13 protein-coding genes are annotated in these 11,873 nt (G+C 63.4%); 5 read left to right on the top strand and 8 right to left on the bottom strand.

Translation table 11 applies throughout. The annotated features are described in order from the left end of the window. Window positions 1–41 precede the first annotated feature (41 nt). On the bottom strand, window positions 42–248 hold the full coding sequence (rpmF, locus tag ACGYKA_RS11090; RefSeq protein WP_067265873.1) for a 50S ribosomal protein L32: 207 nt from the start codon (window positions 246–248) through the stop codon (window positions 42–44). Between the two features lie 200 nt (window positions 249–448). After that, window positions 449–1,000: a YceD family protein gene (locus ACGYKA_RS11085; RefSeq protein ID WP_394417924.1), complete on the bottom strand. Its 552-nt coding sequence runs from the start codon at window positions 998–1,000 to the stop codon at window positions 449–451. Window positions 1,001–1,090: 90 nt separating this feature from the next. Here ACGYKA_RS11085 and ACGYKA_RS11080 point away from each other — a divergent pair, with 90 nt between their 5' ends. From ACGYKA_RS11080 to ACGYKA_RS11070, 3 genes are all read left to right on the top strand, one after another. Then, window positions 1,091–1,555, top strand: coding sequence for an outer membrane protein assembly factor BamE (locus ACGYKA_RS11080; RefSeq protein ID WP_067265877.1), 465 nt, complete (start codon window positions 1,091–1,093; stop codon window positions 1,553–1,555). 62 nt (window positions 1,556–1,617) lie between these two features. Next, window positions 1,618–2,337, top strand: a complete 720-nt coding sequence (locus ACGYKA_RS11075; protein WP_394409509.1) for a GNAT family N-acetyltransferase — start codon at window positions 1,618–1,620, stop codon at window positions 2,335–2,337. A 55-nt stretch (window positions 2,338–2,392) separates the two neighbouring features. Further along, complete coding sequence (locus ACGYKA_RS11070; protein ID WP_271687175.1) at window positions 2,393–4,204, top strand: ABC-F family ATP-binding cassette domain-containing protein; 1,812 nt, start codon at window positions 2,393–2,395, stop codon at window positions 4,202–4,204. Here the strand turns inward: ACGYKA_RS11070 and ACGYKA_RS11065 are convergent. From ACGYKA_RS11065 to tyrS, 3 genes are all read right to left on the bottom strand, one after another. Next, the gene (locus tag ACGYKA_RS11065; protein WP_394409512.1) at window positions 4,201–4,812 is read right to left on the bottom strand and encodes a hypothetical protein; all 612 of its coding nucleotides are present in this window, start codon (window positions 4,810–4,812) and stop codon (window positions 4,201–4,203) included. The genes ACGYKA_RS11070 and ACGYKA_RS11065 overlap by 4 nt on opposite strands. Beyond that, on the bottom strand, window positions 4,812–5,567 hold the full coding sequence (locus tag ACGYKA_RS11060) for a 3-hydroxyacyl-CoA dehydrogenase (RefSeq protein ID WP_394409515.1): 756 nt from the start codon (window positions 5,565–5,567) through the stop codon (window positions 4,812–4,814). The genes ACGYKA_RS11065 and ACGYKA_RS11060 overlap by 1 nt, the downstream gene beginning before the upstream one ends. Before the next feature lie 136 nt (window positions 5,568–5,703). Next, entirely contained in the window at window positions 5,704–6,954 is a 1,251-nt protein-coding gene (gene tyrS / locus ACGYKA_RS11055) for a tyrosine--tRNA ligase (RefSeq protein ID WP_394409518.1), read from the bottom strand. A 66-nt stretch (window positions 6,955–7,020) separates the two neighbouring features. Here tyrS and ACGYKA_RS11050 point away from each other — a divergent pair, with 66 nt between their 5' ends. Next, a complete protein-coding gene (locus ACGYKA_RS11050; RefSeq protein ID WP_394409521.1) occupies window positions 7,021–8,148 on the top strand; it encodes an anhydro-N-acetylmuramic acid kinase in 1,128 nt (375 codons plus the stop codon). 233 nt (window positions 8,149–8,381) lie between these two features. Then, window positions 8,382–9,020 carry a hypothetical protein gene (locus tag ACGYKA_RS11045; RefSeq protein WP_394409524.1) on the top strand — a complete coding sequence of 213 codons (639 nt, stop codon included), beginning with the start codon at window positions 8,382–8,384 and terminating at the stop codon, window positions 9,018–9,020. Window positions 9,021–9,069: 49 nt separating this feature from the next. On the opposite strand, the gene ACGYKA_RS11040 is transcribed toward ACGYKA_RS11045, so the two are convergent. From ACGYKA_RS11040 to ACGYKA_RS11030, 3 genes are read right to left on the bottom strand one after another with little or no spacing between them, the layout of a single operon-like run. Continuing rightward, window positions 9,070–9,606, bottom strand: a complete 537-nt coding sequence (locus ACGYKA_RS11040) for a GNAT family N-acetyltransferase (protein WP_394409527.1) — start codon at window positions 9,604–9,606, stop codon at window positions 9,070–9,072. After that, on the bottom strand, window positions 9,606–10,883 hold the full coding sequence (gene eno / locus ACGYKA_RS11035; protein WP_394438757.1) for a phosphopyruvate hydratase: 1,278 nt from the start codon (window positions 10,881–10,883) through the stop codon (window positions 9,606–9,608). Before eno ends, ACGYKA_RS11040 begins: the two co-directional genes overlap by 1 nt. 33 nt (window positions 10,884–10,916) lie before the next feature. Continuing rightward, window positions 10,917–11,819 (bottom strand): DMT family transporter, encoded by a 903-nt coding sequence (locus ACGYKA_RS11030; RefSeq protein WP_394409531.1) that lies wholly within the window; start codon window positions 11,817–11,819, stop codon window positions 10,917–10,919. Between the last annotated feature and the right edge of the window lie 54 nt (window positions 11,820–11,873).

The following is an 11,873-nucleotide window of genomic DNA, read 5'->3' as shown; positions in this document are numbered from 1 at the left end:
TGCCTCACTGCCTAAGAGAAAACCTTAAAAACTACCGCAGCTTATGCTGCGTCGTCTTCCAGGTCCACTTCTTCGGTCAGGGCGACAACTTCGGCGTCGTCATAGTGACCGCAAGCCGCGCAGATGTGGTGGGGGCGCTTCAGCTCACCGCAGTTCGAACATTCGTTCGGGTTCGCCGCAGAAAGCGAATCGTGGGCGCGGCGGTTGTTGCGGCGGGATTTGGATACTTTATTCTGTTGGACAGCCATGTCTGGTGCCTTTGCCTTCGGGGTTGCTGACTTGTCAAAGCAGGCCGCAACCGTGTTTCAATTCGGACCCCGTTTCGGGCGTGACGACGCTTTAGGGCCGCAGCCGCGCAATGTCCAACCTTAATTCGGGTGAGGGCGGCAAAATAACGCGAAACCGGCGCGATGCAAGCGCGAATTTCCGCGGTTTTCCGCCTGTTTCTTTAGGTTTCGTCTTTCTTCAGCGCATCGCGCAGCGCGCCCAAGCCCGCGAAGGGCCGCGCGTCTTCGTCCGTCATCGGCTTTTGCCCCGGTTCGGCATGAACCATCTGGCCCAGTTCGGCGTCGCCTTTGCGGGGATATTCCGGCACTTCCAGCGCCAGCGCTTCGATCATGACCTGCGCGGGGTCGATCCATTGGCCCAAAGGCTCTGTCGTATCGTCCTCTGGCATTTCGACCTCCTCTTCGTCGGGGAGTTCGAAATCATGGATGAAGCGGCGGGTAATATCGGCGTCGATCCGCGTGGTCACTGGCTCAAGCGTGACGACGCAGGGCTGCACCACGGTCGCGCCCAGTTTCCCGTCCAGCTGCCAGTCCTGTTTGCCGAGCGGCTTGATGCTGCCCGAAAAGCTGAGTTTGCGCAGGGCCGATAGATCGAGTTCCTCGGCGATCTGCTTGAGCGCTTCCGCCTCAGGGCGCAGCGCGAACGCGTTTGGCTCCGTCTGGGACAGGTCCGCGACCCGAAGAGCGGTTGGCGTAGGTGATTTGCGCGACATGAGATCCGACTTTCGTTTCTTGTACACTTGGGGTGCCTTGGTGTATGCGAAATAAAAGCCATAATCCGTCAGGGCAAGAGGGCAGACCAAATGCGCAAAACCAAACAGACCGGCAAGACGCACCTCCGGATCGCGGGTATGGGCCTTGCACTGCTTCTGACCGCCTGTAGCCCGCAGTATGAGAACCACGGCTATGTGCCGCCGCAAGACCAGCTTGAGCAGGTCGTTGTGGGCAGCGATACCAAAGAGAGCGTCGCGCAAAAGATCGGTGTGCCCACGGTTTCGGGTGTTTTGAGCGATGATAGTTACTATTACGTTAAGATGCGCAAACGCGCTCTTGGCTTTATGGCCCCGAAAGAGATCGAGCGTGAGGTAGTGACCGTCAGCTTCAACGAAGCCGGTGTGGTGTCGAATGTCGAACGCTTCGGGCTTGAACGCGGGCAGGTTGTGCCGCTGTCGCGCCGCGTGACGACATCGCCTGTGGCCGACAACACCTTCCTGCGCCAGCTTCTGGGCAACCTTGGCCGCTTTAGCCCGTCGGCCTTCGGCAGCTAAGTTCCCCTTGCCCTGCCCCGGCAGCGGGGCAGGGCCGCGGATAAGCGAAGGCGACCTCGCAGATGACCCAAGCGCCCCCGGGCCGATATCTAACGCGCGAAGCCCTCACGCCCGGGGACATCACCCGGGCGCAGGCGCTGCGGACGCAGTGTTTTCAGACCGGGACCGCCGACCGTGATGCATTCGACGCGGCGGCACGGCATTTTCTGATAGAGGATCGCGACAGCGGCACATTGGTCTGCTGCTTTCGCCTGACCCCGTTTCAGGGCGCGGAGCTGGCCCAGAGCTATGCCGCGCAGTTTTACGAACTGAGCCGTCTGGAGCGCACGCAAGGCGCCATGCTGGAACTGGGCCGCTTTTGTATCCATCCAGAATGGCAAGACCCCGACATTCAGCGCCTCGCTTGGGGACAATTGGCCCGGGAAGTCGATGACAGCAGGGCGGCGCTTTTGTTTGGCTGTTCCTCTTTCACGGGCACGGATCCGACCCGCTACCGCGATGCCTTTGCCCTGTTGAAACAACAGCATCTTGCCCCCGCGGAATGGCGCCCCCGCGTCAGGGCGGCTGAGGTCCACCCCTATGCCCGCGAGCGCCACAGCCCCGATCCCCGGCGCGCGCGCCAGCAAATCCCGCCGCTGCTGCGCAGCTATCTGGCAATGGGGGGCTGGGTCAGCGATCACGCCGTGATCGACCGGCAAATGAGCACGCTGCATGTCTTCACCGGGCTGGAGATCGCCGCGATTCCGCCCAACCGCGCGCGGCTTTTGCGGGCGTTGGCCTGAAGCCGCACCGCCTTTGGACATTGACCTTGCCCGCGCCGAAAGATAGCTGGCAGGCATGGCACGCGCACCCCTTTTACAACTCACCGACATTTCGCTGACCTTTGGTGGCGATCCTGTTTTCGAAGACCTCTCCCTCGTGGTTCAGACCGGCGATCGGTTGGCCTTGGTGGGCCGCAACGGCTCGGGCAAATCGACGCTGATGAAGGTCATGGCCGGGCTGGTAGAGCCCGACAGCGGGGCGGTTGTGGCCGGGCCCGGCGTCTCGGTCGGCTATATGGAACAGGAGCCGGACCTCTCGGGCTTCGAGACGCTTGGCGACTTCGCCGCCCATGGGCTCGATCCGGGTGAGATGTATAAGGTGGAGCGCGCAGGCGAGGGGCTGAAGTTTGACCCCGCACGCCCTGTGGCCACCGCATCGGGCGGGGAGCGCCGCCGCGCGGCACTGGCGCGGCTGATGGCCGAAGAGCCGGAGCTGATGCTGCTGGACGAGCCGACCAACCACCTCGACATCGAAGCCATCGCATGGCTCGAATCCGAGCTAAAGGGCACCCGCACCGCCTTTGTCATCATCAGCCACGACCGCGCCTTCCTGCGCGAACTGACCCGCGCGACCCTCTGGGTCGACCGCGGCACCGTGCGCCGTCAGGACATCGGCTTTGAAGGGTTCGAGGCATGGCGCGATCAGGTCTGGGAAGAAGAGGACATGCAGCGCCACAAGCTGAACCGCAAGATCAAGGCTGAGGCGCGTTGGGCTGTCGAGGGGATCTCGGCCCGGCGCAAGCGCAATCAGGGCCGGGTGCGCGCGCTTCAGGAGTTGCGCGCCGAACGCTCGGCGCAGATCAAACGGCAAGGCACCGCGGCCATGGCGCTGGAGGCTGGGCCGAAGTCAGGCCGCAAGGTGATCGAAGCGAGCGGCATCGCCAAGAAATTCGGTGACAAACAGATCCTGCGCGACTTCTCGATCACCGTGCAGCGCGGCGACCGGATTGCGCTGGTGGGGCCAAACGGCGTGGGCAAGACCACGCTTCTGAACATGCTGATCGGCAAAGAAGAACCCGACGCGGGTGAGATCAAACTGGGCACCAATCTGGAACTCGCGCTGTTCGATCAAGCGCGCGCGCAGCTTGACGGGGACATGACCCTTTGGGACAGCCTCACCGGCGATCCTGAAATGCGCGTCTCGGGCAAGGCCGATCAGGTGCTGGTGCGGGGTCAGCCGAAACATGTGGTCGGCTACCTCAAGGAATTCCTTTTTGACGAGGCACAGGCCCGCGCGCCGGTCCGCTCGCTTTCGGGCGGCGAAAAGGCACGGCTGCTCTTGGCCAAGATCATGGCGCGCTCCTCGAACCTTTTGGTGCTCGACGAGCCGACGAACGATCTCGACGTTGAGACGCTCGACCTCATGCAGGAACTCTTGGGCACCTATGACGGCACCGTGCTGCTGGTCAGCCACGACCGTGACTTCCTCGACCGGGTGGCGGCGACCACCATCGCAATGGAGGGGGATGGCCGCGCCACGGTCTATGCGGGCGGCTGGTCCGATTATCTGGCACAGCGCGGGCAGGATGATTTCGCCCAAAGCGTGGTTAAACCCAAGCCGAGCAAACCCGAGCCGAAAGCGGAGAAAAAGCAATCCGCGGGCGGGCTCAGCTTTACCGAAAAGCACCGGCTCGAAGCCTTGCCTGCTGAGATCGAGCGGTTGGAGGCCGAGATTGGCAAGCTCGAAGAACTGCTTAGCGATGCGGAGCTTTTCACCCGTGAGCCGGTGAAGTTTCAAAAAGCCACCGATGCGCTGGTGCAGCGGCATGAAAAGCTCTCTAACGCCGAAGAAGAGTGGATGGCGCTTGAGGAGAAAGCGCAGGGCTAACCCCGCGCTTCTGCCAAAGCGATCTGCGGGCGGTAACCGTTGCGGAATGCCGCGACGATGCTCGGCGGGGTGAGCAGGGTGACGCGGCCCTGCGGGCGTCGCTGCACAGCCCCGTAGCCCTCCGGCGCATAGGGGTGAAGGGCATCGCCGAGAAGCATGCCGCTCTGGCCATCGCGATCCAAGGCGAAACTGCCGTCGGGCAGGTCCTGCGCTTCTACATCCCCATGGCGGCGCTGACGAAAAACGCGCGGCACGGCCCGTTCGGCGTGCAACTGACGGTCAAAATCCGCGGCGGGGCCGGGGAGGTCGCAACACGCGCGAAACCGTCGATAATCCGCAGCACGGCATTCCGCGCAAGGGCGGTGACCGGCGGCAAAGGCCACGGCCTCATCAAGAAAGAACAGCTCGGTGTAATGGCGCGGCGCCATCAGCTTGCGGCGACGCCCCTTGAAACTGAGCCGACAACAGACCCAATTCTGATGCGCCCAACGGCGTTTGGGGTGCAGTCCGTTTTCGTCATGCAGGATGCCACGGTTGCCCATGAAGCTGCCCCGCGCCGGGTGGGCGATGATCTCCCCATCCGGTTGGACGCGGTTTTGCAGCGGCATCAGCGCATCCTGAGCGCGCCGTCGAGGCGGATCACCTCACCATTGAGATAACCCATTTCGACGATGAACCCGGCCAGCCGCCCGTATTCCGCCGGATCGCCAAGGCGCGGCGGGTTGGGCACATCCTTGGCCAATTCGGCCTGCACCTCTTCCGGCAGTCCGGCCAGCATCGGCGTTTTGAAAATGCCCGGCGCGATGGTCATCACGCGAATCCCTTCCTTGGCCAGATCCCGCGCCATCGGCAGGGTCATGCCCGCGATCCCGCCCTTGGAGGCAGCATAGGCGGCTTGGCCCTTCTGCCCGTCGAAGGCGGCGATGGAGGCGGTGTTGATGATCACCCCGCGCGCGCCGTCGTCTTCGGGGGTGTTCTTGGCCATAGCCTCCGCCGCCAGCCGCGCCACGTTAAAGCTGCCGACGAGGTTGATGTCGATGGTGCGTTGGAAGGCGTCGAGCGGATGCGGCCCGTCGCGGCCCGTGGTTTTGATCCCAAGTGCGATGCCCGCGCAATTCACCGCCGCGGTGATCCAGCCCATCTTTTCTTGGGCATAGTCCACCGCTTCCTGCACCGAGGTCTCATCCGTTACATCGGTTAGGACGTAGTGGCCGCCGATCTCTTTCGCGATGGCTTCGCCTCGGGCGGCGTCACGGTCCAACAGGGTGACCTGCGCGCCCTGCGACGCAAAATAGCGCGCCGTGGCTTCGCCAAGCCCCGAGGCGCCCCCGGTGATGATGGCGGCTGTACTGTCTAGTTTCATGATGGCTCCCCCCCCGATATGAACACTTGTTCAGTTCAGCACGAAGTCTCACCCCATGCAAGAGATGCCGTTGCGGCGGCTGTAGGGCGGCGGGAGTGGGGAAGACGGGGCAGACCGAAGCCCGCCCCGTGAGAGATCAGCCGACCTGTACCAGCGCGTGGCGCTTCTTGCCCGCGCTCAGCTTGACCGGAGAGGACAGCGCGCCCGCATCCAGCATCAGGCCCGCATCGGTCAGCGGCTTGTCGTCGATCCGTGCGCCGTTCTCGGCGATCAGACGCTTGGCTTCTTTGCCAGATCCGGCAAGGCCCGATTTCACCAGCAATTGCACGATGGAAACCCCATCGCCCACATCCGCCGCCGACAGGGTCAGGGTGGGCAGGTCATCGCCCACACCGCCTTTTTCAAAAACTTCGCGCGCGGTGGCTTCGGCATTGCGGGCGGCCTCTTCCCCGTGGAGGAGACCAGTGACCTCATTGGCCAGACGCACCTTCGCCTCGTTGATCTCGGATCCGGCAAGCGCGCCCAGACGGTCGCATTCATCGACCGGCAGCTCGGTGTAGAGCTTAAGGAAACGGCCCACATCGGCATCGGTGCAATTGCGCCAGAACTGCCAGAACTCATAAGGGCTCAGCATATCGCCATTCAGCCAGACCGCACCGCCCGCCGATTTGCCCATCTTTTTGCCGTCGCTGGTGGTCAAGAGCGGTGACGTCAGGCCGTAAACCTCCCCATCGATCACCCGGCGCGTCAGGTCGATGCCGTTAACGATATTGCCCCATTGATCCGACCCGCCCATCTGGAGAATGCAACCATAGCGGCGGTGCAGCTCCATGAAGTCATAGGCTTGGAGAATCATGTAGTTGAACTCAAGGAAAGACAGCGACTGCTCGCGGTCCAAACGGGACTTCACGCTCTCAAAGCTCAGCATCCGGTTAATCGAGAAATGCCGCCCGATGTCGCGCAGGAAATCGAGGTAGTTCAACCCGTCGAGCCATTCCGCGTTGTTCAGCATCAAGGCGCCATTCTCGCCCTCGCCGTAATCGAGGTATTGCGCAAAGACCTGACGGATGCCTTCGATATTGTCGTCGATCGCCTTGGGCGTCAGCAGCGGGCGCTCGTCCGAGCGGAAGGAGGGATCGCCCACCTTGGTCGTGCCGCCGCCCATCAGGGTAATCGGCTTACCGCCGCATTTCTGTAGCCAGCGCAGCATCATGATATTGACCAGATGCCCCACATGCAGAGACTTGGCCGTGGCGTCATAGCCCACATAGGCGGGGGCCGCGCCTTTCAGCAGGGCTTCGTCCAACCCCTGATAATCGGTGCAATCGGCCAGAAAGCCGCGCTGCATCATCGTGTGGATGAACTCCGATTTGGGATGGTATGTCATGGTGACTTGCCTCAAAACTGTATTGCGGGGCAATCTATATGCGCACGAGCGGCAAAGGAAAAGGCCATGAATAGGGCCAAGCACAGGCAAGATGCCGGAACCGAAGTGGTGACGGCTTTGGGAATGATGTCGGGCACCTCTCTGGATGGGGTGGACGCCGCTATTTTGCGCACCGATGGGCAGGGCATCGCCAGCTTTGGCCGCAGCGCCTATCGCAGCTATGCCGCCGAAGAGCGGCGCGTGATCGCCGCGGGGTTCGGCAAGTGGCACGGGGCCGAGGTTGAGGAAGCCGCCAAGGCGGTGGAGGCCGCGCATCTGGCGCTTCTGGCCGACCTGCTGAAAGAAGCGCCCGAGGTCGACCTCATTGGTTTTCACGGCCAAACACTCGCCCATGCCCCACGCATGCAGGGCACCCTGCAAGTCGGAGACGGCGCGCTGCTGGCGCGAGAGATTGGCCTGCCCGTGGTCTGGGATTTCCGCAGCGCCGATGTTGAACTGGGCGGCGAGGGCGCACCGCTCGCCCCCTTCTTTCACCACGCCTGCGCGCGCTACGCCGGGCAAAAAGGGCCGGTGGCCTTCCTGAACCTCGGCGGCGTGGGCAACCTCACATGGGTCGACCCGCGCGTGGCCCGCCCGGAGGAGGACGGCGCGCTGCTGGCCTTTGACACCGGCCCCGCCAATGCGCCGATCAATGATTTGATGCAGACCCGCCTTGGCCAAGACTACGACGAAGGCGGCAAGCTGGCCGCGCGGGGCAGGGTGGAGCAGGGCGCCTTGGAGCTGTTTCTGGCCGAGCCTTATTTCGCACGCATGCCGCCCAAATCCCTCGACCGGAACGATTTTGCCGAGATGGTGGCCCTTGTGGGCGAACTCTCCGATGCCGATGCCTGCGCGACCCTCACTGCCATGTGCGCGGCTGGCGTGGCCGAGGCGATGCAGCATTGCCCAGCCCCGCCCGAACGCGTCTATGTGACGGGCGGCGGGCGGCATAACCCGGTGCTGATGCGAATGTTGGATGTCAGCCTCGATTGCCCCGTCGCCCCGGTGGAGGAGATCGGCCTCGATGGTGACATGCTGGAGGCGCAGGCCTTTGCCTATCTGGCAGTACGCGTGGCGCGCGGGCTGCCCACCTCGTGCCCCGGCACGACAGGCGTCCGCGCCGCCGTTGGCGGGGGCACCGTCAGCCGGGAGTGAGGTGGCCGGGGCGTTGCCTAACTTTGACGGAAAGGTGCCGGAGAAGGATTTTAAGGCCCCAGCCTGCAGTCGCTATGCCGTCATATCGGCAAGAACGCCAAATTGCTAACAAAGTTGCGAGAAATATACCTATAGCGCAATTTTCTTGAAACGCAATCGCGACTTCCCGCGTAGGTTCCCTGTGGGGGCTAAGGGTCGAAGGCATTCGACCGGCTTAGAGAAGGAGATTCGCTATGACTATCTTTCACACAGGTGCTTTCAAAAACAGCCTCGCCGTTACGGCAGTGACGCTCATGCTCGCACCCGCAGCGCAGGCCGAAATCGGCCTCGGGGTTGGGGTCAGCGTCGGGGGCCATGGCGACCATGGCGGCGCGGATGTCGGTGTCGGTGCTTCGGTTGGCGGCAGTGACGGCATCGGGGCCGGAGTTGGCGCTTCGGTCGGTGGGGGCGACGGTGTGAACGCAGGCGTCGGCGCTTCGGTGGGCGGCGGTGACGGTCTGGGGGCCGGAGCTGGCGTCTCGGTCGGCGGGGGCAGCGGCCACAGCGGGACGGACGACCCCGACAGCACCCCCACGGCGACCGCAGGCCGGGCGACCACCGGCGGCGACAACAGTGCCACCACACCAAGGCCGATCAACATCGCGACCCTCATCGGCGCGCCGGTCTGGAGCAAAGACAGTGTCTTGGTAGGCATGATCGAAGAGGTCGCCCCGGGGCCAAACGGCAAGGTGGACGCGGTGCTGCGCCTCAACGCAGCCCTTGATACCGACCGGGACATCATCCGCATGCGCATCGCGCCGCGCCTGTCGGACCGTGGGGCGCTGAAGCTGGGGTATTCGAAGCAGAAGTTCCTGCAACTCTTCGCCGGGTAAACCGCGCAACAATGAAAAACGGGGCGGCAATCTGGCCGCCCCGTTTGCGTTATTCGGCTGGCGCGCCCACATCCCTCAGCGGCATCTCAAAGAAACAGATCGCATCCCGCGTGAAATCCGGCATCGGTTGATAGGGCCCGCGCTCAACAAACCCAAGCGAACGATAGAGCGCGCGGGCAGGGGCGAAGCCCACAGAGGTGTCGAGATAGACCTTCTCGAACCCGTCCTGCCGCGCTTGATCGACAAGGCGCTGACAGATCGCCCGGCCCGCCCCCGTGCCACGGGCCGCATCGGTGACAAAGACGCGTTTGATCTCGCTCTCCGTCTCGGTCAGCGCATGGGACATGCCGCAGCCTAGGGGGATGCCATCCCGCTCGGCCAATAGGATGATGCCGCGCGGGCGGGCGTGTTCCTCGGGCAGGCGCGCCATCAGGGCGCTGTATTTGTCTTGGGGGTAGAAAGTCTCAACGATCCGCTGTTCGGTCGGGCCGAAGTGATAGAGAAAGTCGCGATAGGCCCAGCAGAGGTCCACCACCGCCGCGAGGTCCGCAGCGGTGGTGACAGGGCGAACGGTGAGGGCCGACATCAGCCGCGCAGGATCGAGCGGCCCGCGTATTGAGCGGTCTCGCCCAGCATTTCTTCTATGCGGATCAACTGGTTGTACTTCGCCAGCCTGTCGGACCGCGCCAGCGAGCCGGTTTTGATCTGGCCGCAGTTGGTGGCGACTGCAAGGTCGGCAATGGTGGCATCTTCGGTCTCGCCCGAGCGGTGCGACATGACGTTGGTGTAGCCCGCGCGATGCGCGATATCCACGGCTTTGAGGGTCTCGGTCAGGGTGCCGATCTGGTTGACCTTGACCAGCATGGAGTTCGCCGCGCCGCGCTGGATGCCATCGCTCAGACGCGCAGGGTTGGTGACGAAAAGGTCATCGCCCACCAGTTGGACCTTGCCGCCCAAAAGGTCGGTCAGCGCCTTCCAACCGTCCCAATCGTCTTCGGCCATGCCGTCTTCGATGGAGATGATCGGGTAGTCGTTCACCAGCGCCGCGAGGTAGTCGGCGTTCTCTGCGCTCGACAGGGTTTTGCCTTCGCCGGAGAGGACATATTTGCCGTCTTTATAGTATTCCGTCGCCGCGCAATCGAGGGCGAGATACATGTCTTCCCCGGGCTTGTAGCCCGCTTTTTCGATGGACTTCAGAATGAAATCAAGCGCATCGCGCGAGGAGTTGATGTTGGGGGCAAAGCCGCCTTCGTCGCCGATCCCGGTCGACAGGCCCGCGGCGGAAAGCTCTTTCTTCAGCGTGTGGAACACCTCGGCCCCCATGCGCACGGCTTCGCGGATGTTTTCCGCGGCGACCGGCATGATCATGAATTCCTGAATGTCGATCGGGTTGTCGGCATGTTCGCCGCCGTTGATGATGTTCATCATCGGCACTGGCAGAACGCGTGCGGTGGTGCCGCCGATGTAGCGGTAGAGCGGCTGCGCGCAGTAGTTCGCCGCCGCCTTGGCCGCTGCCATCGACACGCCCAAGATCGCATTGGCGCCGAGGCGGGATTTGTTCTCGGTCCCGTCGAGTTCGATCATCATCTCGTCGATCTCGACCTGTTCGGTCGCCTCGACCCCGACAAGCGCCTCGGCGATCTCACCGTTGACCGCGGCGCAGGCTTCGAGCACGCCTTTGCCCAGATAGCGCGACTTGTCGCCATCGCGCCGCTCGTTCGCCTCATAGGCGCCGGTCGAGGCACCGGAGGGGACAGCGGCGCGGCCCATGGTGCCGTCTTCGAGGATAACGTCGACTTCGACCGTCGGGTTGCCCCGGCTGTCGAGGATTTCGCGGGCGTGGATGTCGATGATCGTGCTCATGGGCTTTGTCCTCATGTTCGGGTTTGTGGCGGTTTACCCCGGCAGGCCCGGCTTGGAAAGACCACGGCGGGGCCGGGGGGTGATTTTGCGTTCGCGCAGCAGGGTATAGACCCCCGAGGCGATGATGATCCCGGCCCCGACCAGCGTCAGCGTGTCGGGGGATTCGTCAAAAACCACGATCCCCGCTACCAGCGCAAAGAGCATCCGGGTATAGCGAAAGGGGGTGACGAAACTCACCTCGCCCACGCGCATGGCGGCGACGATGGCGTAATAGGCCAGCACGCCGATCACCATCGCTCCGGCGAGATAGAGCACCTCGGCCCCGCCGGGCATGGCGGCTGGCGTGCCTGCAGCCAGCATCAGGATCAGCCCTGCGGGGACCAAGACGATAAAGGCCAGAAAGCTGAGCTGCATGGAGCTGATGCTTTTGGGAACTTTGCGTGTCGCCAAGTCGCGCAAAGCGAGGCCGATGACACCGGCCACGGCGAAAAGCGACAGCGCGTTGAACCCCTCCAGCCCCGGGCGCACGATCAAGAGCACACCGAGGAAGCCCACGATGATCGCGCTCCAGCGCCGCCAGCCGACTGGCTCGCCAAGGAACAGCGCCGCACCGAGGGTGACGGCCAGAGGGGTCGCCTGCAAAATAGCCGAGGCCGAAGAGAGCGGCGTCAGCACGATGGCGGTGACGAAACAAAGCGTGCCCAGCACTTCGCCCACGGCACGCAGCAGGATTGGCTGGGTCAGCATATCGGCAGAGAACAGGCGCTTTCCCTGAATGCGCAGGATCACGGCAAAGATCGCCCCGCCGCCCGCGCCTAAAAGCGCGATGATCTGACCGACGGGGAGCGCATCGCTCGTCAGTTTGACGAACATGTCCTCGACTGCGAAACCGGCCATGGCCAGCACCATCAGCATCGCGCCGCGCAGATTGTCCATGATCACGCTCCTTCATCCCGTGGTATTGCCAGTCGCCCATGAACCTTTTGCGAC

It is taken from the genome of Sulfitobacter sp. 1A15106 (assembly GCF_043556995.1).
Classification (GTDB): Bacteria; Pseudomonadota; Alphaproteobacteria; order Rhodobacterales; family Rhodobacteraceae; genus Sulfitobacter; species Sulfitobacter faviae.
This window is presented reverse-complemented; position numbering and strand designations above follow the sequence as displayed.